Genomic DNA, 24381 nt, shown 5'->3' on the forward strand with positions numbered 1-24381 from the left:
ACTGCAGGCACCCTCTAATCAAGAACCCAAGTAAGTTCCACCATTGACATGCAGAACTTGCCCCGTCACAAAGCGAGCTTGTGAACCTGCCAACCATGCCACCGAATCGGCCACCTCTTCTGCAGTACCGCGTCTGCCTAACAAAGGCGTGTGTTTTTTATGGTGCTGTGGCTGAGCAGACACGCTACTGCCATGTCGCACGGTATCGATCATGCCGGGCGAGACACAGTTCACCGTCACATGATGGGATGCCAAGTCGTGTGCCAATGCACGGGTCAGACCAACAAGACCCGCTTTGGCCGTTACCACATGAACGCGATTTTCAGCACCCGTGTGGGCCGTCAATCCTCCGATGTTGACCACAGCACCCTCTGTCGCTTTTTGCAAATAGGGCAATGCCGCTTGGCTACAGTGAAACGCGCCGTCCAAAACCACGGCCAAGGTGCTGCGCCAATCGGCACTGCTCATGTCGGCGAGTGTCGCTTCTTTGCGAATGGCGGCATTGTTCACCAACACATCCAACCGTCCAAAACGCGCGGCCACTTTTGCCACCATGGCTTGCACGGCTTGGGCATCGGTGACATCGGCCACACACAAAAGCGCAGGCGTACCCATAGCGGTCAGTTCATCCACCACGGCTTGACCTTCGGCCACTGAGCTGCGCACGTTAACGGCAATGGCCATGCCATCCCGGGCCAAGGCTAAGGCAATGGCGCGACCAATGTTCCGTCCCGCCCCTGTGATCAAGGCCACACGACGTGTTTCTTTTGAGGTGGCTGTGCTCATTTAGCCTCCAATGTGGCCGTAGCCGCCAACGCAGAGAAAGACAATGAACCACCTAACAAGGCAGAATTGACCGTGTCCAAAAGTGCCTGTGTTTGCGCAGCGTCCAAACCACCGTGGCTGCAGTTGGCGTGGAATTTTTGCTCCAAATCGGCATCGCTCAAAGGGTGTGCCGCACCGCCCTTGAAAAACGCCTGGCGCTCTTCCAAAACACGGCCATCGGTCAAGTGCACACGTACATGCCCAGTGAATTGACGTGGGTAAGGGTTGGCCGCGTCCACGACGTAACGGACTTTGGCAGCGAGTGCGCGCAAATCATCGCGTTGTACGGTGGCCTCGGTGTAGGCGGACAAGCCCGCATCGTCCAACAACAACCCCGCAGCGATGGCGTAGGGAATGCTGAACTTGGCAGCGTAAGCGTTGGGCGGAGAAGCCTTGAGCGCCAAAGGCTCCCATAAACGGTGCACGATGCCCTCTGCGGTTTCGCATTCAATGGTTTGGACCTGGTCGGCCGTCACACCTTGCTTGCGCAAAGCGCGTGCGCAATCGATGTACGGATGGGCCATCGTGCCGCAGGCGTAGGGCTTGAAGGCAATCGTGGTCCAGACCCACCGCTCGCCAAAACCAGCGAGCATGGCTTCAAAGTCACCGTCCAGCGTGTTCGCGAAACCATGGAACAAACCATGTGTTCCTTCAAACACCGTGGAAGGCCCCACAAACCCCGCTTGTGCCAAACGGACAGCGCGGTAAGCGGACTGCGCGGCCCAACCGGGGTGCATCCGCTTCGTCCAAGAGCCGTCGGCCAAATATTCAATGATGCCCGCAGCCATGCTGCCAGCCAAACCCAATGCGTTGACCATTTGCACTTCGGTCAACTTCAAGGCAGTGCCGATGCCCGCAACAGCGCCGATGACACCAAAAATGGCCGTTGGGTGGAAGCCCGCTTTGTGAACGCGGGTAGGCGCCACGGCACACAAACGACAGGTGACTTCAACACCCAAGGCGATACCGCGCAACAAGGCATCGCCCTCGAGCGTGTGGCGCTGAGCGACTGCCAACAACGCAGGCACGATGACCGCACCTGCGTGCACGGGGCCGCCTTCGTAAGTGTCGTCAAAATCTTCGCCATGGGCAGCGATGCCATTGACAAAAGCAGCCGCTTCGACACCGTAGCCCTCTGGAAAACCTAACACGGCGCAGGGACCCGGTTGCTCCACAGCGGCCAGTGCCGCCAGCACATAGTTTTCATGGCGCGCGGCCATGCAAATGCCAGCCACATCCATCAACAAACGCCGCGCCACGGGCCTGGCCAAAGGGTCCAATTCGGGTTTGGACGAAGCCATGACCGAGGCCAGTCGAACTGCAACAGATGGGCCTGAGGGGCTTGCGTGACTCATTTCTTAGACTTTCTTTCAGAGAATTCTTTGATGCCGGTATAGAGCGCCAGAGCCAATGACAAGACCAACAAGCCTGCAGAGACCCCGTCTGTCATGAAAATACTGTGGTCCCCACCTGAAATCAACAAACTTCGGCGGTAATTCGACTCCACCATGTAACCCAGCACCAAACCCAAAACCATGGGCAACACAGGGATGCGCAACAATCGCATGGCGTAGCCCAATACACCGACCGCCAAAGTCATGGCAATGTCAAAAACACTTTGGTGCAGCGCGTAAACACCCGTCATGATCAAGGCCAAAATGCCGGCAATCAGATACGGCTTGGGACGGTTCACCAGCCAGATACACGGGTTGAGAATGACCAAACCAATCAAGAGCATGGCGATGTTGGCCGCCAACAAACCCACGTACAGGCCATAGACCACATCGGGTGCTTTGGTGAACAACATTGGGCCTGGCTGCAAGCCATGGATGAGAAAACCACCCATCAAAATCGCAGCAGAGTTAGATCCAGGGATTCCAAGACTGAGCAAAGGCACCAGCGCCGTGGCCGTCACCACGTTGTTGGCCGCCTCTGGCGCCGCCACGCCTTCAGGCGAACCATGGCCATATTCTTCAGGGTGCTTGGACCAGCGCTTGCTTTCAGAATAAGCCATGAAGGCGGCCACAGTTCCGCCTGCTCCGGGGGTCACACCCTCAAAAGTGCCCACAGCCGCACCAATGGCCTGGGGCCTGAACAGCCGCTTGGACATGGCCCAATCGGGCAACTTCAAACGAGACGAAATTTTGTCTGCCTTGGCCCATGCAGGCTCACCAATCTGCACCAACATTTCAGTGACGGCGAACAAGCCCACCATGATGATGATGGGCTTCACCCCATCCAGAAGATCTGCAGAACCAAACGTGAAGCGTGCCACCCCAGAAACAGGGTCGCTGCCAATGAACGCGATCATGAGACCTATGCAGGCGGCGATCAAACCTTTGAGCAAGTTGCCACCGGACAAACTGGCAATCACAGAAAGCCCCAAAACGCCCAATGAAAAATAAGCCGCCGGCGTGAACGCCAAAGCCACTTGGGCCAAACTTTCGGTGGCCAGCACCAAGACCACCAAACCAAACAAACCGCCCACCAATCCCGAGATGAGCGAGATACCCAGCGCCTCACCAGCCTTGCCTTGCCTTGCCATTTCAAAACCATCGATGACGGTGGCCGATGCCGAGTTGGTACCCGGTGTTCGAATCAAAATCGCGGGGATAGAGCCCCCATATTCAGCGCCCACATAAACGCTGGCCAAAAGAACGATGGCGATGGTGGGTGGCAAACCCACCGTGAAGGGCAGCAACAAAGCCATTGCAATCGAGGGCGAAATGCCTGGCAAAGCCCCACCCAGAATGCCCCACAAAACACCACCAAAGGCAGCAACAATGACCCACATCCAAGCAAAACCGCTCAGAGATTGCAACAACGCGTCCATAGATTAACCTGCGAAAAGTGTGGGCCAGATACCCGTTGGCATTTTGACTTTGAGCGCAAAGTCAAACAAAAACCACAGCAACGGACCTGTGACCAACACAAAACCCCAAAGCACTTTGGCTTCGCGTCCACCCGCAAACCAAGCCACTGCCGCAGACAGCAGACCAACGGCCAACACGTAACCGAGCCACGGCAACAAGACCAAATAAGTGGCCAAGATCAGCAGCAAACCCAAGGCAAGTCGGTGCGGGTTCTGGGGTGCATCAGGGTCTGAGGCCTCATCTGTGGCCGCATGCAAAGCGGGTGACGGCTTTTGCATGAACGCTTTGACCAAGAGCATGGCTGAAGCCATGGCCATCAACAAACCGATGGATACCGGAACGCCAGCGGCTCCGACCGCGTCGGCCAACAAGCTGTCCTCAATGACACTGGCAAATCGCATGTAGACCAGCGAAAAAACCAACCCCACAGAACCCGTGATGAGGTTGGAATGGCGATCACTGACGCTCATTTCAACAGGCCCAGCTCTTTGAACGAGGTCACTGTTTCAGCTGCGAATTCGGTGGTGAATTTGCGTGCAGCTTCGCGGCCCAACACCATGGGCGTGAGGTTCTCGCGGGTGTACTCGGCTTTGTAAGCTGGCAACTCCAAGACTTTGCGGGCAGCATCTTCCCAAGCCTTGGCAATATTGTCTGGCACGCCTTTAGGGCTGGCCAGTCCACGGAATTTGCGCACCACCACGTTGAAGCCTTGCTCTTTGGCCGTGGGCAACTGCGGCAAACCTTGCAAACGGGTTTCGGACAAGGTGGCCAACAAACGGATTTTTCCGGCTTCGAGTTGGCCTTGTAACTCTTGCATTTCACCGATGCCCAAGTCGTAGGTGCCGTTGAGCACACCAATCATTTGATCTGCACCGCCATCATGGCTGACGATGGGCACCTTCACACCCGCAGCACGCGACAGGCGCTCCATAGCGATGCGTTCCAAAGAGGCTGGATTGGAGGCACCCCAACGAGATTTTCCGGGATTGGCTTTGGCGAAAGCGATCACATCAGCGAGCGTTTTATGGGGCGAATCTGCGCGGGTGTAAATCAACTCAGGATCTAAAAAGACAATCAGCATAGGATCTAGACCGTCATAACCAACAGGTGGCTTAGACAACAAGGTCGTCTGAATGTAGGTGGGGGTCGTTCCATAAAAAATAGAGCCATCGGGCGCACCTTTGGCCACAGCAGCCACAGCAGTTGCACCACTGCCACCGCGAATATTTTCCACGGCGAAACTGGTTTTCATCACGGTGCTCAATTGCTTAGAAAAGTCACGCAGGAATACATCAGTTCCCCCTCCGGGGCTCGAATGAGTCACCAGCGAAACGCGCGAAACAGGGTAATTGATCGCTTGCGCGAAGGTCACACTGCAGACGGCCAAAGAAAGGCCCAGCGCAGCAAAAAGACGTGAGATTTGCATGTTTTGTCTCCAAAAATTCGGGTGCGGATTAAGATTTTTTGATGGTCATCAGTGATGCGTCAAAATTTATCGTATACGAAAACACCTCCCTGTCAATACTGCTAAAAACCCTCATATACCCAGTACATTCTTTAAACAAAGCCTAGGAAAATCGCATTCAAGCCCTCACGATAGGGAATTCCCGATAGAAACATCAAGGTGATTTCGTATACGATAATCGCATTGACATACACCGACCATTTGACGCCTCTCACCAACCAATGCTTCCTTGGCTTTCTGATCATCCGGCCCAGCAGCCCAATGCCTCGCACACCACTTCGTTGGCCAAACTGGTCCGTGACGAGGTGCTGGCGGGCATCCTCAATGGGAGTTTGACGCCAGGACAGCGCATCAACGAACCTGATGTTGCAGCACGTCTGAATGTTTCACGCGTACCTGTGCGTGAAGCCCTCAGAGAGCTGGAGAGTTCGGGCGTGGTGATTTCACGCAAACATTCCGGTGTATTCGTTCGACAGTTGGGCAGGATCGAAGTGCGCGATCTTTACCAATTAAGGGCGTTGCTGGATGGTTTTGCTGGACGCACCGCTGCGCAGCTGCCCAAAAAAGAACGCGACAACTTGGTCAAATTTTTGGTCAACAGCACCAGCAGCATGAAGGAGGCGCTCAAAAGTGCCGATGCCAACCGCTATTACGCGGAGAACCTGCGCTTTCACTGGGCCATCGTTGAGGCCTCGGGCAATGTCCAGATGGCCGAAATTTACCGAGGCATTGTGCAAAAGCTTCACATTTCTCGCTTGAAAAACCTGTCCGGCAGCAGCGGCCGAAAAGCGTCGATTGCCGAGCACCAAACGATTGTTCGTGCCCTGCGCCAAGGCGACTGCTCGCAAACCGAGTCGTTGATGGCGCGTCACGTCAACGACGCCTTGGTTCGTCTGGAAGAAACATCACAACTGGAGACTGCAACATGAAACGTCGCGAACTGCTACAGGCTGCCTCAGCCTTGGGCCTGCTGCCCACCTTGGGACACGCACAAGCTGCATACCCCAATAAACCCATTCGCTACATCGTGCCCGTGGTGGCCGGTGGGGGCAGTGACATGGTAGGTCGCACCGTGACCGAGCGTTGGGGGGCTTTGCTCAAGCAATCGTTTGTTGTAGATAACCAAGCGGGTGGCGGTGGTGTCATTGCCTGCCAAGCGGCAGCCCGCGCTGCCCCCGATGGGTACACCCTGCTTCAAGGCTATGTGGCCACCCATGGCACCAGCCCAGCCACACGCAAAGTACCTTACGACCCGATCAAGGACCACACGCCCATTGGCATGATCGGCGCCACGCCCAATGTGTTGGTCGTCAACGCCTCACTGCCCGTGCGCAACATCAAAGAATTCGTGGAGTACACCAAAGCCAATCCCGGACGGCTGAGCTACGGCTCCGCAGGTCAAGGCTCTTTGACCCACCTGACCATGGAGTTGTTCAAGCAACAGATCAACTCCTTCATGGTCCACATCCCTTATCGGGGTGTCGCCCTGGCCTTCACTGACCTGATCGGTGGCCAGACCCAAGCCATGTTCCCAGGTTTAGCGGCAGCTGTCCCTCACATGAAATCGGGTCGAGTGCGTGCCTTGGCAGTCACAGGTCCCAAGCGCCACCCGCAATACAAAGACATCCCAACACTCGACGAATCTGGCTTTAAGGGCTTTGATGCCCAGCAGTGGTACGGCGTGGTCGGGCCTGCAGGCATGCCTGCACCCATCGTCAAACAACTGAACGACACTTTGGCCACCGTGCTCAAAAGCCCAGACCTGCGCGAGAAACTCTCGATCGAGGCCATCGAACCCATCACCATGACGCCCGACGAATTTGGCGCCTTCATCAAAGCTGAAATCGTCCGGTGGACCGCCATCGCCAAAGCCCGCAACATCCAACTTGACAACTGAACACCATGGCACGCAATACCCAAGTCACCGCTGACCACAACGCCCCTGCAGTCACCCAAATTTTGGCCAAGTTCGTGGCCACCCACCCTTCCAAAGGTTGGAGCGACGAGGTCGACCTGGAGGCACACCGCACTTTCATGAACTGGCTAGGCTGTGCCGTGGGCGCCACAGGCCACGAAGCCGCCGATGCCGCATTGGCTGCGGTGCAGGTACTGCAACCCGCAGCGCAAGCCAGTGTGCTGGGTCGCACAACCAAGGTGGACATGGCCAGTGCCGCCTTGATCAACGGCATCACCTCGCACACTTTTGACTTTGACGACACACACCTCAAAACCATCATCCACCCGGCAGGCCCGGTAGCCTCGGCCATTTTGGCTTTGGCCGAACACCAGCAGTGCACTGGCCGAGAAGTGATCGACGCTTTGGTCATCGGCATCGACGTGGCTTGCCGCGTGGGCAACGCCATGTACCCAGACCACTATGACCGTGGCTGGCACATCACCGGCTCCACAGGTACTTTGGGTGCGGCTGCGGCTTGCGCACGCTTGCTCAAACTCAACGAGCAACAAACTGCCATGGCTTTGGGAATTGCCGCTTCGCAGCCCATTGGTGTGCGTGAGCAGTTCGGCACCATGACCAAGCCTTTCCACCCCGGTGCTGCCGCTCGTGCGGGTTTGATGTCGGCGCTTTTGGCCCAGCAAGGCTTCACGGCAAGCCCCAAAGCGCTGGAAGCACCTCGCGGCATGATGCAGACGGTGTCTATCAAGAACGACTGGAGCGAAATCACCCACGAGCTGGGCGAGCGCTTTGAGATTTCATTCAACAGCTACAAGCCCTTTGCCTGCGGCATCGTGATTCACCCCAGCATCGACGCTTGCGCCCAATTGCGCGCCAAAGGCGTGCGCCCAGAACAAGTGCAGCGCATTGACCTGCGCGTCCACTCCTTGGTGCTCGAACTGACCGGTAAAAAAGAACCGGTCGATGGCCTGCAGGCCAAGTTCAGCGTTTACCACGGCTGCGCTGCGGGCCTGACCTTTGGCTTCGCTGCCGAAGAAGAGTTTTCTGACCACATCGTGACCCGCGATGACATGGTGGCCTTGCGCCGCAAAGTGGTGGCCACAGTGGACGACTCCATCGACGAAGCCAGCGCCGACGTGACCGCCACCTTGACCGATGGCAGCACGGTGCATGTTTTTGTAGAGCATGCCATCGGCTCTTTGCAAAACCCCATGACACAAGCGTTGCTTGAAGGCAAATTCCACGGCCTGAGCGACCCTGTTTTGGGTCAAGCCCAGACCACCGCATTGATCAACGCCTGCTGGGCCATTGGCCATGCTGCCAATGTGCAGTCCATCATCCAGTTGGCAACGCCCAAAGCCGCCTAAGGCGACAACCCCGAAGGCTCACGCCCTTTTTTTCGAGACAAACACTTGGCCTGCGTTCAGCGCATGGTCAAGTGTTGAAGCCTCCCCCCAGCGCGTTTGCCGCGCGGCAGAAGAATCCGTGACCGGGTCGTTTTCAAACGCCGAAGGGTTGGGCAAGATGCTTTGCAATACGCTCAGCACGTTTTGCAGCCTCGGGTCTTGGGTCTGTGCGTCGTCGGTGGTGTCGTTGATGCAGAAGAACTCGAGCGCCCCGAACTCAGCCTGTAAGGACTGCAACTGCGTTTTTTGATCGGCTTCACCTGTCGAGACATAGCGATGACGGTAAGACCGGACGCTGGCCAAACCATGCGCCAAGGCCCAGCGCAACACAAAGTCTGACACGATGGTGGGTTTGTCCCAACTGCGAAACACCGTCGACCGCACGGCCGCAAATAACTCGGGGGCCGTGCCCTCTAATTCCAGCAAGATCGACTTGAGCATGGGCCGAGGCGAATGCGCAAATGTGCGGAAAGTGCTTTGGTACAGCGGGTCTTGCTCGCGCAGCGCGGGTGTGCCCGAGCGGGCTTTTTCTGCCAGCCACTGGATTGACAAGCGGCATGCATTCTCGAGCGAAGTGGCGTCCATACGCATGGCTTCGTCGGTCACCCACGGCTCATCCGACCAAGTGACATGGAATCCCGCATCACTGAACCAATCGCTCACTTGCACCGGAGCACCAAAAAACACATCGTCGTTGAAATAGAAGTAGCGCTCGGACAAGCCAGGAATGTGGTGAATCCAAGACTCGATGTGCCCCGAATCAAAAGTGGGCAATGACGCCTCGGGCATCAGGTCGCGGTGATCCACCAAGGTCAATCGATCCGAAGGTCGCAGCCAGTCGGGAGCTTGCGCATCGGTGACGATGTAGACGTGGCCGTGCTCGGGGAAAAACTTCTCCAGCGCACGCAGGCTGTAACGCAACTCGTGGTTGTCACGAAAGCGGCCCTCTACGTTGCTGTAGCGGGCCATCGCGGCGCTGGAATCGCTGGGGAGTTTTTGCAAGGCAGCCTGCCGCTTGGCTCGCCAAGTCGAGTCGTTCCCGTCCACCCACAGATAAACAATATCGATGGGCAAGTCGTGCGGTGTGTCTACTTTGGAATTTTTCAAGGCCACGAGTCTAGCAGTGGGCACCTGTGGGCATTTTCAATAACCGCCCCAAGCTCAGGGCCACTGTTTGGAAGCACCGCCAACGTCCATCTGTACCGAGAGCAAATGGGCCCAATCGGTGGTGTAAGCCGGCGTTTTGAAATCTTGCTTCATGTGCCAAATTTGTGCAGTATGGCCCATGCCGGCACTGGCCAATTTCAGGCTACCCCGACCATGGCGCTGGTTGATCTGGTCGATGGCCTGCATCAACCGCGTTCGGTTGGCCGGCTGGGCATCGCCCGGGTAGCGCGACAAATCCAGCGTCATCTGTTGGCGCGTGGCCGGTTGCAAACCCATCAGCATCACACCCGCTTTGGCATACAAAAAACCCGGCTGGTAAATGTTGTCTAACAAAGCCATCACCGCCTGCGTGATGTGCGCACTGTCGCTGGTGGGCACGGGTAAGGGCAGGCAGGCGCTGCGGCTGTACTGCGCGTCTTGCTGCCGGAACGGGCTGGTGCGGATGAACACCAGCACCTGCGCCGCATGGCCTTTTTGCTTGCGCAATTTTTCTGCGGCACGGCAAGCGAACTCGGTCACAGCCTGCTGCAAATCAGCCAGCTCGGTGACCGGGCGACCAAAGCTGCGGGTGCAGGCAATTTGTTGTTTGGCTGGCGGCTCGTCTTCGAACTCCATGCAGGGTGTGCCACCCAGCTCGCGCACCGTTTTTTCAAGGACGACCGAGCGCATGGCCCGCGCAGCCGCTGGGCTCATCACGGCCAGGTCTTGCGCGGTCGTGATGCCCTGCGCCCGCAGTTGCGCTGCGATGCGCGGACCTACGCCCCACACATCGCCCACTTCGGTGGCCTGCAGCAGCTCGGCCAGCTCTTGCGGGCTGCAAGCACCCAGGTGGCAGATTTGCGCGTGGTGCGCGGGGTAGCTGCCAGGTTTGCGTTCAGCGCTTTTGGCAATGGCGTTGGCCAATTTAGCGAGGGTCTTGGTGGGACCGATACCGATGCAGGTCGGAATGCCGATCCATTGGTGGATGCGCCTGCGGATGGTGCGGGCGCGGCGCACCAGGTCACCAGGGATGCCGCTCAGATCCACAAAGCTTTCGTCGATGGAGTAAACCTCTTGCTTGTGGCCCAAGCCTGCGGCCAAGCTCATCATGCGGTCGCTCATGTCGCCATACAGGGCGAAGTTGGCCGACAGCGCAATCAGGCCAGCATCACGCTCGAGCTCGCGAAGCTTGAAGTAAGGTGCGCCCATCTTGATGCCCAGCGCTTTGGCTTCGTCGCTGCGGGCAATGGCGCAGCCGTCGTTGTTGGACAGCACCACCACGGGGCGACCTTGCAGCCAGGGCTGAAACACTCGTTCGCAAGAGACGTAGAAGTTGTTGCCGTCAATGAGGGCGAGCATGGGATTTGCCAGAAAATACTGTTTAAATAAACAGTATAAGGGGCTTACTGTTCGAACAAACCCAAGGCTTGCTGTATTTGTTCGCTTGCAGGCGGCTTGCGTGCGGTAAGAGACTGATGCTGCTAGGATGGATTTGCTCCAATGCACTCACCCCCACCCCCACACCGACTGGTCTCATGATGCGCTGGTTTTTTTCTCGTCTGACGCCCCGTTTATTACCCGTCTTGTTCCTTTTTTGTGGAGCCGCCATGGCCGTTGAAGAACCGCGTTACACCGTGCTGGTCTCAGACCCACCATTTGAAGTGCGCCGCTACGCCGCCTTCACGGTGGCACAAACCCAAATCAATGGCGACTTTGACGCCGCCAGTCGCAGCGGTTTTCGGCGCATTGCGTCATATATCTTTGGCGACAACCTGCAAGCTGGCCTCGGGGCGCAGCGCAAAATTTCCATGACTGCACCCGTCACCGTGGTGCCTGAAGACCAAGGTTGGCGCGTGCACTTTGTGATGCCGTCCGCCGAAAGCGTGCAGACCCTGCCCCAGCCGCTCAACCCGCAAATTCAGCTGCGCCCTGTGCCGGAGCATGAGACGGTGGCAGTGCGTTTCAGCGGCTTCACCACGCAAGCGAGCATCCAAGAACAAACCGAGCGGCTGCGGGCTTGGGCGCAGGCTCGCCAACTCAAGCTCAGTCCCACAGCCCAAATCGCCCGCTACGACGACCCCTTCACCCTGCCGTGGAACCGGCGCAATGAGATCTTGATTGACTTGATGCCCTGAAAGCGACCGGGATCAATCACACAGTGGGGCCTGCGGCACGGGCCACCTGTTGTAGCCTTGGGTCATGGTCAACACAGTCTTGCAGCCGTGACGGGGCGCATTCGCCAAAAGCTCATTCAAGCCCAGCTTGAAGCCTTGCCCGCACCGTGCAGTGGCGACGTGCTGTGCCCACTTTGTGAGCGCCCCATTCCGCCCAGCCAACAAGATGCGCACCACTTGGTGCCCAAGTCACATGGGGGCGCGCACACCGTGGTGCTGCACCGCATTTGCCACCGCCAAATCCATGCGCTGTTCACCGAGGCCGAATTGGCCCGAACCTACGCCACGATAGAGGCTCTGAAGCAGCCCGAAGAGATGGCTCGCTTCATCCGCTGGGTGCAAACCAAGCCCAACGCATTTTTTGAAAAAAGCCGCAAAAGCCAACGGCTCAAAAGCAGGCGCTGAGCCCCAGAACCACCTCCCTCAAAACTTGCACTCCCACACCCATGACCCTGCCCACCTCGACCGCCAGCCGCATTGAGCTGAAAGACTTTCACCTGGCCACCCGCATCGGCACCTACGCGCCCGGCGACACCGTGCCCGAGTACCACGCGCTGGATTTGACGCTGTGGATCGACCCCGATCTGGTGCTGATCGCCCAAGACGGCATGGCGCATGTGTTCGATTACGACCCTTTGGTGGTCGAGATCGAGCGACTGGCGGCCGATGGGCTGTATGAAACCCAAGAGCGGCTGATGACGCGCATCGTGCAGGCCTGCGCGGCTTACCCCACGATCGAGGCGCTCGACATCGGTTTGCGCAAATTCCCGGTGCGCGCAGGCAGTGGCTCTTTGGGTGTGCGTTTGGCAGTCGATGGCGCAAAACTACAAGGCATGCGCGACGACCAGCGCTGAAAGCACTCAGGGCGTGAGCCATTCCCAAGTGGTGGCGCTCAGCTGCGCCCGGCGATGCCCTTCACGCGACAACTCCAGCCAGTCCATTTGAAGCACCTGCGCATGCAGCACAGCAAAATGGTGCGCAGGCGTAAGGCCATCGGCCGTTTCTGCCTCGGGGGTCGAGCTGTCTTGCAGCAGCACAGCACCTGGTGGCAAGAGTGACAAATAATCGCCCGCAGAGGCCGACTGCTTGATCCCTTGCCAAAGTGTCTCAACCTCTGGGCCAGCGGTGATGACCGTACAGACCACCCGCACACGCAGTTGCCAGCCCAAACGCGCACTCCAAAACACCAACATCGCTTGGGCTTGGGCCTGCAGCTGGGGCACTTTGGGGCTGCGGCTGTCGGTATAAAAAGTCAGCTGCCCGGCCAACGCATCCACCTGCCGCAGCACCACGGTGCGTGCATCAGGCCAGCCGTCTGCATCGATCGAAGCCAACACGGGCGTACGCCACTCGTGGTGCCGATCTTGGCTGGCGCGGCCCAACTCTTTCCAGATTTGGGGACGCATTTCTTGGGGCGTTTGCAGGTGAATTTTCATGGTCTGGTTCACAACAACACCATCTCGACACTCTGCGTGAGTACCGGGCGGCACAAAATCTTATAGCTGTCGGCATCAAAATGGGTGACCGCTTGGCTGGCAGTTTGGCTCAGTTCCTGAGCCGCCTCAGCGCTGGATGCGCTGCCCAAATAGCACCAGTGCTTGACCACGTGAGTTTGCGTGAACTCGGTGTCGCGTTCGATCAGGCCCACTGCGCCCGGGTAGGGCCAACATTCCACGCGCATCGCCAACAGGCTGCTGAACAAACGCTCACGATGTGCCTCAGGGGTTTCATCTCCACGGCATACACCCGCACATTGGCGAATGGCCGCCCGAAAGCAGGCTTTGCCAGGAGGCAACTTTTCCAGACCCAAGGGGCCGTAACAAAGTTTGTGCTGGTCGGCCACGGCCCGCAGTGCATTGAGCGCGGCGTGGCGGCTGGCGTACAGGCCATACAGGTCGGGCTGGGTGGCAAAGTCGATGTCTTTGGAATAAACCACTTGGGGCACACCGCCCGTCATTTGCAAGCTGCACAGTTGTTTGTTGCGGCGCAGTTTCTGGTTGAAGAGCGGGTGCTGGGCCTTGATCATTTGGGCCTCTAAAAGCAAAGCGCCGATCTCACCCGCCGTGCGAATGTGGCTGATGCGCTGGGTCTGGCGCAGCATGCGGGCTTCGTCTTCGGTGCGCAAATGCGAGAGCAAGCGTGCGCGGATGTTGATGCTTTTTCCGATGTACAGCGGCAAGTCCCCTTCTTCGCCATGGAAGGTGTACACACCTGCTCCGGTGGGTGCGTCTTCAATGGCTTCACGCAAGTGCTGCGGGTATTCGTAGATCCGGCTGGCGTCAAAGTCATCGCGACGGTGGCGTGGAGAAATGGAGGCCATGTCAAATGGGTGGGAGGCAGATCGCGTCAAGTTTGGTGCTGGTGAATGGTAGCGACCACCACGCCCCAAATTTCCACACTTTGGCCATCTTTGGGAACAATGTCGGGGTAGTCAGGGTGGGCCGCTTGCAAGCGGATGCCCTCGCCTTGCAGGCGAAGCGTTTTGCAGGTGAAGTCACCATCGATCACAGCCAACACGATTTGTCCGTCGGCCGGGGTGATGGCGCGGTCCACCAGCACCACCGAGCCGTCCAGGATGCCCGCGTCGCGCATGCTCTCGCCGCGCACGCGAATGTAAAACGTGGCCTGAGGGTGTTTGACCAATTGCTGCATGAGGTCGATGCGCTCGACCTGGTGGTCTTCGGCGGGCGACGGAAAGCCTGCGGCAATGCTGGCGGGCAAGGCTTGCAACCACCAAGGTCCGGGGGGCAAGGCTTGTGGGGTATCAGGGGCGAACATGATCAGGGTTGAACTCGGGCTGCGGCTTTTTCCACCGAATACTGTTTATATTTACAGTATACTGAGCTTGTCATGCTTCCTGCAGTTGCCTGATAATTTTGTTGATTCACGCCCCGGTCTTTGCGGCCCGGGGCATTTTTTGGGGTCTGCCCCCTGCGCCAATTCAAACCGCCACATACCGGCCATCGCCTTGCCTGGCAATTTGCCCCTGCGCCAGCAGTTCATCGAGGTGCATGGCGATGGTGTTGCGCTCGGCGCAAGGCACAAAGGGCACGTCGTAGCCCTGCGGGTACAGCAAGCGGCGGTCCACCAATTCTTGCAGGCCGTGCGGGGTCTGCAAATAGCCCAGCAGCTGCGCGCTGCGCTCGTCGATCTTGCTGGCAAAGCGGGCCAGGTCGGCCATGAATTGCGCCCGGTCGGTGATGACGGCTTTGTGGTGCGAGGTGGCCCAGATGCGGGCGTCCAGCTCGGCGACCTTCTTCAACGTCTGACGAAAATCGCTCAAGCTGGAGGTGGCGTCACCGTAGTACGGACCAAAGCCGCTCAGGTCGATGTCGCCAATAAAGGCCAGACCGTCGCTCTCCACCACCAGGGCGCAGTGGCCTGCGGTGTGGCCCGGCAGGTGGTGCGCCCGCACGCGCACGCCGCCGCCCAGGTCCCACACCGCGCCGTCGCTGTAGCCGGTGGCGTCGGGCCGGGGCTGGTAATGAAAATCTTTTTGCACAATGGCCAACATCGCATCCAGCACGTCCTGGGGATAGCCATAGTGCTGGCACATGCCGTCCCACGATTGGGTAGCGGCCAGGTCGGCCTCGTGCACCTGAACCGGGGCGTGCATCAGGCGGTGCAGCCCGGCCATGTGGTCTTCGTGCACATGGCCCAAGATGACCAGGTCCACCGTGTCCAGCTCGGGGCCGATGCGGTTGGCCACCTCGGGCGTGTCAAAAGCCACCCGGGTGTCGGCCCCCTGCACGATGAGCTGGTTGCCGTCGGGGTACTTGCCCGACTTTTCACCCAAATACACGCTCACCGCGCCAAAACGCAAAACAGAGGACATGACAGCCTTTCCAAGATCCTGGTGTGTAGGCAGCAATATAGCCAGCGTGACACATCCAGGCTGGCGCACACGCTACAGTCAAATGCATGAACACCCTGCCCTCACCCGCCACCTTGGCCCCCACCGCGCTCATCGACAGCGACCACCCGGATGTGATCGCATTGGCACGCGAGCATGCGCAAGGCGCGACCGACCGCGAACGCGCCGTGGCGCTGTACCTGGCGGTGCGCGACCAATTTCGCTACGACCCTTACCGCATCGACTTGTCGCCCCAAGGCATGCGGGCCAGCTCGGTCATTGCCCAAGGCTCGGGCTGGTGTGTGCCCAAAGCGGCGCTGATGGCCGCGGCTTGCCGCGCTGCAGGCCTGCACGCCCGGCTGGGCTACGCCGATGTGCGCAACCACCTGAGTACCGAGCGCTTGCGCCAAACCATGCAGACCGATGTGTTCATCTGGCACGGCTACGCCGACATCTGGCTGGACGGTCAATGGGTCAAGGCCACGCCCGCTTTCAACATTGAGCTGTGTGACAAATTCGACTTGCTGCCGCTGGAGTTTGATGGTCGAAACGATTCGATTTACCACCCCTTTGACAAGGCGGGCAACCGGCACATGGAGTACGTGAACCAGCGCGGTACCTTTGATGACATGCCTTTGCCGCAGATCGTGTCCGATTTCAAAACCGTCTACAGCAGCTGGATGGCCGAGAGCGACCCGCTGCAAAACGCCAGTTTTGCGCAAGACGTGGACAAGGAAACGCGATGACACAGCGCCCACTGGTTTTGCTGGACTCAATTGCACTGGTCAACGCCACGCATGCAGGTTCGGTGATCGTGTCGGGCTCGCACGGCGGTTTGTCGGCCTCGCATTTCGTGACGGCGCAGACCCTCAAACCTTTTGCGGTGGCCTTCAACGATGCGGGAGGCGGTAAAGACGATGCGGGTCGCGTGGCGCTGCACGAGTTGCAAGCCGTGGGTGTGCTGGCCATTTTGTATGCGCACACCTCGGCCCGCATTGGCGAGGCACAAGACGGGCTGGACAACGGCGTGGTCAACGGCCTGAACCCTTTGGCACTGGCGCAGGGCTTGCAGCTGGGCATGCGGGTGTCAGACGTCGTGCGGCACCTGGGCGCCTGACCGCGTCACCTCCTGCTCAGGCGGGAACGGCCTCCTTGGCCAAAGGCATCGCCTCAAAGGCCACTCGGCTGGGCACATCACTGGCTACCCACATGGCGGGCGGCTGCGTGTGCATGACGATGCCGGCCACGCTTTCGACACGGCTTTCGGGCGGCACGCTCGGGTCGGGGCTGCGGCAGATGGACAAAAAGCCATCCGACTCGTCGCGCAAAAAGTGCTCCAACTCGGCTTGTCCAATGGGTGTCTGCAACGCGTGTTGATGGGCGGTACTGAGGCGGCTTTGGCTCGACAAACCGGGGCCCATGGGGGCTTGCTCGGTCAGCAGCGATTCGCACACGAAATGGTTGGTGTGCACCACCACGCCATCGGTGGGCGTGACCTCGGCCCAGCCTGCGGGCGAGACCTCGAAACACGCAGCCTGGCCCTGGGCATCGGCACAGGGCACGTTGGAGGCCGCGCCAAAACCCAGCCCCAGATCCGACTGCAAAGCCTGCAAACGCTCGCGTGCGTGCGCCACAGAGGTGCAGTCGAGCAGGTGGCGCAGCAGCACATGCACCGGAACGCCCAGGCGGCTGCCGTCGCGCACCGAGCGCAAGATGTTCAGGCCCAGCGCAAAGCCCGATTGGTTGATGCCGATCTTGGCCAGCATGCCCGCTTCGGTCAGGGTGGTGATGCTCTGGCCGCTCGGGCCTTGGGTGTGCAAGACCACCAGCGCCTGGCGCTGGCGGCCCATCCAGTCCCAGTTCTGCGCAAGCCACGCTTGGCCTGTGCGGCTGGCGGCGGCGGTCACGCCCATGGCGGTGCATTCGCCGTCGTGCAGAGCCTGGTCCCAGGCGGCTTGCTCCAGCCAGTCGGGCAGGCCTGCAGCGCGGTTGGCGGCCAGGGCGGCTTGGGCGACGTCTTTCAGGTGCGGGGCGTCCGCTAAAAACGTGAACGGCAAAATTTCGGTGCGGCAGTTCAGCGCCATCAGGCTGCCCAGGCTTTGGCCGCTGCCTTCGGCCATGCCACGCAGCTCGGCCATCAAGTCGGCATCGACTTGGGTAATGACATTTTCAAAACGCATGGCCCGCTCACAAGCTTGGGTCCAGTCGATGCCGCAGGCGGCAAACAAGCGTGCGTAGGTGACCACGCTGTGATGGATGCGGTCCTGGGCCTCGCGGCCATAAATTTGGCCGCGTCCAAAAGCCGAGGGGGCACCCAGGGTGTTGATGCAAGGGAACATTCGCAATCTCCGTCAAGGGGCTTCAGTCTTGATCCGGCAAGGCTGGGTGTCAATTCGGACAAACGCAGATCCCCTCTCAACTTGGCACCTCGGTGACTGTGCCGGGCAAGCCATCGGGGCCATCATGGCCAGATGTTGAACTGGAGGCCCTATGCGTTTGCTGATCGCGATGATGATGCACGAGACCAACACTTTCTCGCCTGTGCCCACCGACTTGCAGCGCTTTGCGCTGGGCCCGGGTGAAGCGCCGCCGCAAGGCGATGCCGCCATAGCCGCCTTTCGCGGCACGGGCACAGCCACCGGGGCCTTCATTGACCTGGCCGAGCAGGCGGGGGCTGAGTTTGAGCTAGCGCTGGGTGCACACGCCGCGCCCAGCGGACTGGTGTTTGACACGGCCTACGAGGCCATGAGTGAAGCCATACTGCAGGCCGTGGCCCGCGGTGGGTTTCACGGCATCTTGCTCGACCTGCACGGCGCCATGGTGAGCGAAAGCCACGAAGACGGCGAAGGCGAGTTACTGCGCCGCATCCGCGCCATCGACCCCAAAACCCCGATTGGCGTGGCCTACGACATGCACGCCAACGTGTACGCCGACATGGTCGAGTTGGCGCAAACCGTGGCGGGCTACCAGACCTACCCGCATGTGGACATGTACGGCACGGGCGTGCGGGCAGGCACTGCCTTGCTCAAGCTGCTCCAGGGCCAGGCCAAGCCCACCACCGCTTGGGGCCGCTTACCCATGATCCCGCACATCATGCGGCAAAGCTCGTTGGATGAGCCCAACCGCTCCATCCAGGCCCGCGCCCAACAAATGGAAAAAGAAGGCGCTTTGTGCGCCAGTGTGTTCACCGGTTTTCCACATGCCGACATCAAAAACGCAGGCCTGTCGGTGGTGGTGGTGACCGACAACGACCCGACACTGGCGCAGCGCCTGCGCGACGAGCTGATGCAAATGGCCTGGGACAGCCGCGCCCAGTGGGTGTACGAGGTGGAACCCCTGGCCACTTCGGTGGCCCGCGCCCAAACCTTGACCGACTTCCCGGTCATGCTGCTCGACCACTACGACAACGCGGCCTCGGGCGGCACCATGGACACCACCGCCGTCTTGGCCGAGGTGCTGCGCCAAGGCTTGCGCAACGTGGCGGTGTTTGCGATTTTTGACCCGCAAGCGGTGCAAGAAGCCATTGCGGCCGGCATCGGCGCACAGGTGCGATTGCAAGTGGGCGGCAAGATGGCCATGCCGCTGATGCCGCACCGCAGCGCGCCCATCGAGTTGAGCGGCTTGGTCAAGCTGATCTCGAACGGCAAGTACCGCAACAAAGGCCCCATGAGCCGGGGTGCCCGGCAAAACATGGGGCAAGCCGTGGTGATCGACACGGGCGATGTGGAGGTGGCGCTGATCTCGCGCCACGTCGAGCCCTTTGACGTGAATGCCCTGCTGTGCCTGGGCATCGACCCCACACAAAAAGATTTTGTGGTGCTCAAAAGCCGCGTGCACTGGCGTGCTGGCCTGGGCCACCTGGCCCGCGCCACGGTGGAGTGCGCTGGGGCCGGGGCCTGCACCTCGGACTACAGCGAGTTGCAGTTCAAAAAACTGCGGCGCCCAATTTACCCTTTGGACCTTGACGTCAGTTGGCCCATTGCGCCCTGACGCGAGCATGTCGGGTCAGCGCGCAGGCCACAGCTGCGCGCCGACTCCATGCCTGAGATCAATTGGCTTTGGCGCCTGAGATCCGGATCACCTCAGACAGTCGGGCTTCATCACGGCGCATCCGGGCTTCAAACTGTGCAGGAGTGCCCCCCAAAGGATCACCGCCGGCACCTCGTATGACCTCCAAAAAGCTCGGCTCGCGCATCAACTTGTTGATCTCGGCATTCAGGCGTAAGACGACCTCTTGCGGCGTTTTCGCTGGCGCCAAAATACCGAACCAGCCCACCAACTCGTAGTCGTTCAAACCCAATGCTTCGTTCACCGTGGGCACATCAGGCAGCAAGGCAGAACGGCGCGACCCGGTCACTGCCAGCGCTTTCAAACGTCCGGCTTTGACGAACTGCATCGCCACGGGCAAATTGACAAAACCTACTTGCAAAGTACCGCCCAAGTGGTCGTTGGTGGCTTGCGCGTTGCCTTGGTATGGCACATGTGTGAACTTGGCACCTGTCTTGACACCAAGCAATTCCGCAGCCAAGTGGCCAGAGCTTCCGGCCCCGGGTGTGCCATGATTGAACTTGTTGGGGTCATTGCGCGCCTGCTGGACCAGCTCGCTCAGAGAGTTGATGCCCAAACCTGGATGCACCGTGACGACATTGGTGACCTCGGCCACCTCGATCACCGGCACCAAGTCACGCATGGTGTTGTAAGGCAGTGAGGCGTAAAGCGCCTGGTTGGTCACCAAAGGCAGGCCATTGATCAGCAAGGTATGACCGTCCGGGGCAGATTTGGCAACAAAGTCATTGCCGATGTTGGTGCCGGCCCCGGGCTTTTGTTCGACGATGACCGACTGTCCCAGCGCCGGAGCCAAGCGCTGGGCCATGGCGCGGGCAAACACATCGGCACTGCCCACCAAAGCAGGCACCACAATGCGCACTGTTTTGGTTGGAAAAGCCTGACCTTGAGCCAGAGCGGGCAAGCCTATGCCAGTCAGCCCCAGGCCGGCAGCAGAAACGAGTAATTCACGACGACGCATAGACCCATCCTTTCGGTGATGAAGGAACAAAGAGATTGACAAAGAAATAGACGAAAGCGTTTCGCATGCCCGTCAGTGAAACTCCATCAAGGAGCCAAACCCAGCTTTTTTGTCTTGCACCCCCTGAGCTCGCAAAGCGTGCCAATAGGTGGCGGTGTTGATGGCAATGACCGGCTTACCCAAAAACAACTCAGCTGCCGCGGCCAGGCGAATCATGGACAGATTGGTGCCCACCTGAACGATCGCATCGACGTCGTCTCCGTCAAGCTGCAGGATCGCCTTGCGGCACATCTCGTCTGTGGTGTGTGCGATCTGCACCGGACTGGGACGCTGCAAACACAAATCGCGTACCACTGTGAAGCCACAGTCTTCATAAAAACGACGCACTTGAGCATTGGCCACTTCAAAATAAGGAGACATGAAAGCGATGCGCTTGGCCTTGTAAACGTTCAAAGCGGACTCGGTCGCAAAGGAGCCGCAGGAGACTCCCACTTGAGCCCTGTCCTGCATCATTTTCAGGTACTCCCCGGCACCTTGACGACCGTTCCAGAAGGTGGCTGCAGACATGCCCATCACCAAGTAATCCATTTCGCAAGTGCGCAAGACATCCACAGCGTCCATGGTGGCTTGGTTGATGCTGTTGACCAACTTGAGGAAGCTGGCATCGTCCGTGACTGGGTCATTGGGAATCGCGATGCGGCTGTAATGATTGGTCACACCCACCGGTCTCAGGTCATCAAAGTCCGGTTGAACGATCGTATTGGTCGAGGGCCCCAAGGTGCCCAGTTTTTTACGGTATGCAAGATGGTCCATGGATTAGATGCAAGCTTTGACGGCTTGATGTTGTGTGATGAACTCATCGCGCGTCATCACGTCGGCGTATTTTTGTTGCATGTCAAAAAGGTTCGCTGCATGTGGCTCCAGAGCACGATCACCCACACAATCTGAAATCACGAGGGTGCGCAAGTTGTGCTGCATGGCATCGACCACACTGGCACGCACGCAACCGCTGGTGGTGCAACCCGTGATGACCGCTGTATCAACCCCACGTTGCAACAACCAACCCGCCAGGCCTGTCTCAAAGAATGCGGAAGCAGACTGCTTACGAATCACCCATTCACCCCCCAAGGGCTCGAGTTGAGGCACGATCTGCGAGGCATTCGCCTCTTCTGTGAGTTTTTGCAAAGGCGGTACACGAAGGGCAAAAATATTCACATCCGCACCATCGCTTGAAAACACGACACGGGTATGAACGATCGGCAGACCCTGCGCCCGAAAATAAGCCAGCAAAGCCACCGTCTGGTCTGCAGCAGCCTGAATGTGCGGCCCCCCCAATTGATCGACATCGACAAATCCATTGACAAAGTCCACCAGGATCAACGCGCACTGACGCCCGATGCCACTGGTACCGCCCAAACCTTGATGTCGGTAAATAGCGTGTTTGTCCATCGTCAACGCAACCCTCTGGTCACTTTGCATAGGGGCTTGATGAAAACCAGATGGTTGTTGATCATGCAATGGACTCCGCGCGCTCCAGCGCTTCGATCATGGATGACTTGCGAAGATAGTCCAGCGCCTTGGCAGGGTTTTCACAGGTAGCTCTCAACTCATCTTGCACCCGCTGGCGCACGACAGGATCGCGCTCTTCAATCTCCCGCTTGTTGCGCGCCGTGCTGGCGTTGATGTACTCGATAGCAATGGTGCGACGCTGGCGCTCATAGCGTGACATCACGTCCATGTTAGCCCCCTGTTGAATGACCAGGAGCAATTTTTGAGTCAAATTCATCGCGTCATGCACACCGCCGTTCATGCCCATGCCCCCCAGGGGATTGTTGATGTGAGCGGCATCACCGGCCAAAAAGATACGGCCCTGAATGAAGGTCTTGGCCACACGTTGGTGAACTTTGTAGAGCGTACGGTGCAAGGTGTTGTAAGGCTGAGGCTGCGGCAGCAAGCTTTGCAAGCGCGCCTGCACCGCTTCGTCAGTCATGACCTCCTCGTCTGATTCTTGTGCCTTGGTGGGGAAGAGCACGCGCCAAAGTGTGGGCACACGCAACAAAACGCACCACTCTTGCGGGTCAGAGCAGTAATTGACGTAAGACAACCGGGGCAAGTGACTGGCGTAATCGAAGTCGGTGGAGATGACCAAAAAGCGCTCCGGATACGTCAGACCTTCGAAATCGATGCCCAGGGTCCGTCGCGTTGGACTCCAGGCACCATCCGCACCGATCATGTAATCGGCTTCGATGGGATGGCTTTCCCCTTCGGTGTTGACCATGGCCGTGACCTTGTCGCCGGTTTGCACGACCGATTCAAGGCGAGTTGAAAAAAGCAACTTGACATGCGGCAAGCGCTCGAGTTCCTGCTTGATCAGGTCAGCCAGCTTCCATTGCTCGCACTGCAGCCGAAAAGGGTGATCGGTGTGTCCCTTGAGCAGATCCAGATCAAACTCTGCAATCACGCCGTCCTTGCGGTCACGCTGCTGGGTGTAACGGGCCACCAAGCCTTGATCAATCAATTTGGAGGTAAGACCGAAGCCGGCCAACATGTCCAGCGTAGGGGGATGAAAAGTGGACGCTCGCAGGTCCCGATTGAGCTCAGCAGACGCCTCCACCAAGGTGACCGACACGCCAGCCTGACCGAGCACCAAAGCACTGACGAGGCCGACAGGCCCTCCACCAGCAATCAACACATGTGCGCGCATTCGTTTTCCCAAAGACGTAACAGTGAATAAACTGTACACAAAGTAAATTGTCTTCTGTTATAAAAAATCGAATATTCAGGGAATTCACCTACAAAACGACTGAAAAAATCATTTCCTTTCAAAAAGCAACCCACAAAAGGACGCTTCAAATAAATTTACCTTCGACAATGTATACAAGTTAAACCAAATCACCCCTTCTTACACACCATGACGCGCGCCAGCAGCCTTGCCCACAACACCATCCGTGAACTGATCATCAGTGGCAGTTTTCAGCCCGGCGAACGCCTGTTAGAAGAAGAGTTGGCGCATCGCGTCGGCGTCTCGCGAACCTCCATTCGTGAGGCCCTCAGACGCCTGAGCGCAGAAGGGCTGATTCGCACCGAGGCCAACCGCGGCACCTTTGTGGCGCAATTGAGCAGCTCTGAGGTGGATGAAATCTTTCAACTTCGAGCCGTTCTGGAAGGCCATGCCACCTCCTTGGCTGCCATTCATGGTCAGCAACACCATTGGGACGCGCTGGCTGAAGTCGCGACCGAAATCGACCTCCAACTGGCGCAAGCTGAACTGTCGGAGGTAGATCGGTACACCCACTTCCAGACATGCAATACGCGCTTTCATGACATCCTGTTGCAAGCGAGTGGTTCGCCACGACTTCAGTCCCTGGCTCGCTCTTTGATCGAGTTGCCTTTGGTGACCATGAAGCAACACACTTGGCCCGGAGAGGTGCGCATACGTCGATCTAATATGCAACATTGGGAAATCATTGAATCCTTGCGTATCCGAGATCCTTTGCTGGGGCGCTTGAAGATGCAAACCCACATCATCAGCGCCAGGCCTTTGGCCATGCTCAGCCAAACCTTGATGCCCATTCACATGCTCTGAGACACCACCCTGACCCCATCATTCGGCAAACTTGGTCGTGAGGGATTTACTTCAAATTCAAATGCCAACGGTAGTTGCAATCCATAGAATTTAAAAAGCAGTGGAATGGATT

26 protein-coding genes are annotated in these 24381 nt (G+C 58.5%); 10 read left to right on the forward strand and 16 right to left on the reverse strand.

The genetic code is table 11. The features are described 5' to 3' along the window. Positions 1–18: 18 nt before the first annotated feature. From SWE17_RS09610 to SWE17_RS09630, 5 genes are read right to left on the reverse strand one after another with little or no spacing between them, the layout of a single operon-like run. The gene (locus SWE17_RS09610) at positions 19–786 is read right to left on the reverse strand and encodes an SDR family NAD(P)-dependent oxidoreductase (RefSeq protein ID WP_322992879.1); all 768 of its coding nucleotides are present in this window, start codon (positions 784–786) and stop codon (positions 19–21) included. Continuing rightward, positions 783–2180 carry an MmgE/PrpD family protein gene (locus SWE17_RS09615; RefSeq protein WP_322992880.1) on the reverse strand — a complete coding sequence of 466 codons (1398 nt, stop codon included), beginning with the start codon at positions 2178–2180 and terminating at the stop codon, positions 783–785. Before SWE17_RS09615 ends, SWE17_RS09610 begins: the two co-directional genes overlap by 4 nt. Then, positions 2177–3658, reverse strand: coding sequence for a tripartite tricarboxylate transporter permease (locus tag SWE17_RS09620; RefSeq protein ID WP_322992881.1), 1482 nt, complete (start codon positions 3656–3658; stop codon positions 2177–2179). The genes SWE17_RS09615 and SWE17_RS09620 overlap by 4 nt, the downstream gene beginning before the upstream one ends. 3 nt (positions 3659–3661) lie before the next feature. Beyond that, positions 3662–4168, reverse strand: a complete 507-nt coding sequence (locus SWE17_RS09625; RefSeq protein ID WP_322992882.1) for a tripartite tricarboxylate transporter TctB family protein — start codon at positions 4166–4168, stop codon at positions 3662–3664. Next, positions 4165–5124, reverse strand: a complete 960-nt coding sequence (locus tag SWE17_RS09630) for a tripartite tricarboxylate transporter substrate binding protein (RefSeq protein WP_322992883.1) — start codon at positions 5122–5124, stop codon at positions 4165–4167. Before SWE17_RS09630 ends, SWE17_RS09625 begins: the two co-directional genes overlap by 4 nt. A 260-nt stretch (positions 5125–5384) precedes the next feature. On the opposite strand from SWE17_RS09630, the gene SWE17_RS09635 reads away from it, so the two are divergent. The 3 genes from SWE17_RS09635 to SWE17_RS09645 are packed head-to-tail and all read left to right on the forward strand — an operon-like array spanning position 5385 to position 8445. After that, positions 5385–6092 carry a GntR family transcriptional regulator gene (locus SWE17_RS09635; protein WP_322992884.1) on the forward strand — a complete coding sequence of 236 codons (708 nt, stop codon included), beginning with the start codon at positions 5385–5387 and terminating at the stop codon, positions 6090–6092. After that, positions 6089–7060 (forward strand): tripartite tricarboxylate transporter substrate binding protein, encoded by a 972-nt coding sequence (locus SWE17_RS09640; protein ID WP_322992885.1) that lies wholly within the window; start codon positions 6089–6091, stop codon positions 7058–7060. The genes SWE17_RS09635 and SWE17_RS09640 overlap by 4 nt, the downstream gene beginning before the upstream one ends. A gap of 5 nt (positions 7061–7065) precedes the next feature. Then, positions 7066–8445 carry an MmgE/PrpD family protein gene (locus tag SWE17_RS09645; RefSeq protein ID WP_322992886.1) on the forward strand — a complete coding sequence of 460 codons (1380 nt, stop codon included), beginning with the start codon at positions 7066–7068 and terminating at the stop codon, positions 8443–8445. A gap of 18 nt (positions 8446–8463) precedes the next feature. Here SWE17_RS09645 and SWE17_RS09650 read toward each other — a convergent pair whose 3' ends face one another. Both SWE17_RS09650 and SWE17_RS09655 read right to left on the reverse strand, forming a co-directional pair. Next, positions 8464–9591, reverse strand: a complete 1128-nt coding sequence (locus tag SWE17_RS09650) for a stealth family protein (protein ID WP_322992887.1) — start codon at positions 9589–9591, stop codon at positions 8464–8466. A gap of 54 nt (positions 9592–9645) precedes the next feature. Next, a complete protein-coding gene (locus SWE17_RS09655; protein ID WP_322992888.1) occupies positions 9646–10989 on the reverse strand; it encodes a Y-family DNA polymerase in 1344 nt (447 codons plus the stop codon). A 248-nt stretch (positions 10990–11237) separates the two neighbouring features. Here SWE17_RS09655 and SWE17_RS09660 point away from each other — a divergent pair, with 248 nt between their 5' ends. The 3 genes from SWE17_RS09660 (at position 11238) to SWE17_RS09670 (ending at position 12658) form a co-directional block, all read left to right on the forward strand. Continuing rightward, the gene (locus SWE17_RS09660; RefSeq protein ID WP_322992889.1) at positions 11238–11765 is read left to right on the forward strand and encodes a heme-binding protein; all 528 of its coding nucleotides are present in this window, start codon (positions 11238–11240) and stop codon (positions 11763–11765) included. 87 nt (positions 11766–11852) lie between these two features. Next, the gene (locus SWE17_RS09665) at positions 11853–12209 is read left to right on the forward strand and encodes an HNH endonuclease signature motif containing protein (protein ID WP_322992890.1); all 357 of its coding nucleotides are present in this window, start codon (positions 11853–11855) and stop codon (positions 12207–12209) included. 41 nt (positions 12210–12250) lie between these two features. Beyond that, positions 12251–12658 (forward strand): dihydroneopterin aldolase, encoded by a 408-nt coding sequence (locus SWE17_RS09670; protein ID WP_322992891.1) that lies wholly within the window; start codon positions 12251–12253, stop codon positions 12656–12658. A 6-nt stretch (positions 12659–12664) separates the two neighbouring features. Here the strand turns inward: SWE17_RS09670 and SWE17_RS09675 are convergent, their stop codons facing one another. From SWE17_RS09675 to SWE17_RS09690, 4 genes are all read right to left on the reverse strand, one after another. Then, positions 12665–13240, reverse strand: coding sequence for a pyridoxamine 5'-phosphate oxidase family protein (locus SWE17_RS09675; RefSeq protein ID WP_322992892.1), 576 nt, complete (start codon positions 13238–13240; stop codon positions 12665–12667). Between the two features lie 8 nt (positions 13241–13248). Continuing rightward, positions 13249–14124 (reverse strand): excinuclease Cho, encoded by an 876-nt coding sequence (cho, locus tag SWE17_RS09680; RefSeq protein WP_322992893.1) that lies wholly within the window; start codon positions 14122–14124, stop codon positions 13249–13251. A 26-nt stretch (positions 14125–14150) separates the two neighbouring features. After that, positions 14151–14582, reverse strand: a complete 432-nt coding sequence (locus SWE17_RS09685; RefSeq protein ID WP_322992894.1) for a translesion error-prone DNA polymerase V autoproteolytic subunit — start codon at positions 14580–14582, stop codon at positions 14151–14153. 163 nt (positions 14583–14745) lie between these two features. Next, the gene (locus SWE17_RS09690) at positions 14746–15639 is read right to left on the reverse strand and encodes an MBL fold metallo-hydrolase (RefSeq protein ID WP_322992895.1); all 894 of its coding nucleotides are present in this window, start codon (positions 15637–15639) and stop codon (positions 14746–14748) included. Positions 15640–15725: 86 nt separating this feature from the next. Here SWE17_RS09690 and SWE17_RS09695 point away from each other — a divergent pair, with 86 nt between their 5' ends. Continuing rightward, on the forward strand, positions 15726–16403 hold the full coding sequence (locus SWE17_RS09695; protein ID WP_322992896.1) for a transglutaminase family protein: 678 nt from the start codon (positions 15726–15728) through the stop codon (positions 16401–16403). Next, complete coding sequence (locus tag SWE17_RS09700; protein WP_322992897.1) at positions 16400–16774, forward strand: hypothetical protein; 375 nt, start codon at positions 16400–16402, stop codon at positions 16772–16774. The genes SWE17_RS09695 and SWE17_RS09700 overlap by 4 nt, the downstream gene beginning before the upstream one ends. Before the next feature lie 16 nt (positions 16775–16790). Here the strand turns inward: SWE17_RS09700 and SWE17_RS09705 are convergent, their stop codons facing one another. Further along, complete coding sequence (locus tag SWE17_RS09705) at positions 16791–17996, reverse strand: C45 family peptidase (RefSeq protein WP_322992898.1); 1206 nt, start codon at positions 17994–17996, stop codon at positions 16791–16793. Positions 17997–18147: 151 nt separating this feature from the next. On the opposite strand from SWE17_RS09705, the gene SWE17_RS09710 reads away from it, so the two are divergent. Continuing rightward, on the forward strand, positions 18148–19647 hold the full coding sequence (locus SWE17_RS09710; protein WP_322992899.1) for a M81 family metallopeptidase: 1500 nt from the start codon (positions 18148–18150) through the stop codon (positions 19645–19647). A gap of 58 nt (positions 19648–19705) precedes the next feature. Here SWE17_RS09710 and SWE17_RS09715 read toward each other — a convergent pair whose 3' ends face one another. The 4 genes from SWE17_RS09715 to SWE17_RS09730 form a co-directional block, all read right to left on the reverse strand. Further along, a complete protein-coding gene (locus SWE17_RS09715; protein WP_322992900.1) occupies positions 19706–20683 on the reverse strand; it encodes a tripartite tricarboxylate transporter substrate binding protein in 978 nt (325 codons plus the stop codon). Between the two features lie 72 nt (positions 20684–20755). Beyond that, positions 20756–21496 carry a hypothetical protein gene (locus tag SWE17_RS09720; protein WP_322992901.1) on the reverse strand — a complete coding sequence of 247 codons (741 nt, stop codon included), beginning with the start codon at positions 21494–21496 and terminating at the stop codon, positions 20756–20758. Positions 21497–21499: 3 nt separating this feature from the next. Continuing rightward, on the reverse strand, positions 21500–22132 hold the full coding sequence (locus SWE17_RS09725; protein WP_322992902.1) for an isochorismatase family protein: 633 nt from the start codon (positions 22130–22132) through the stop codon (positions 21500–21502). Positions 22133–22193: 61 nt separating this feature from the next. Continuing rightward, the gene (locus SWE17_RS09730; protein ID WP_322992903.1) at positions 22194–23387 is read right to left on the reverse strand and encodes an NAD(P)/FAD-dependent oxidoreductase; all 1194 of its coding nucleotides are present in this window, start codon (positions 23385–23387) and stop codon (positions 22194–22196) included. A 207-nt stretch (positions 23388–23594) separates the two neighbouring features. On the opposite strand from SWE17_RS09730, the gene SWE17_RS09735 reads away from it, so the two are divergent. Then, positions 23595–24269: a GntR family transcriptional regulator gene (locus tag SWE17_RS09735; RefSeq protein WP_322992904.1), complete on the forward strand. Its 675-nt coding sequence runs from the start codon at positions 23595–23597 to the stop codon at positions 24267–24269. The last annotated feature ends 112 nt before the right edge of the window (positions 24270–24381 follow it).

Source organism: Limnohabitans sp. (assembly GCF_034680285.1).
Taxonomy (GTDB): Bacteria; Pseudomonadota; Gammaproteobacteria; order Burkholderiales; family Burkholderiaceae_C; genus Limnohabitans_A.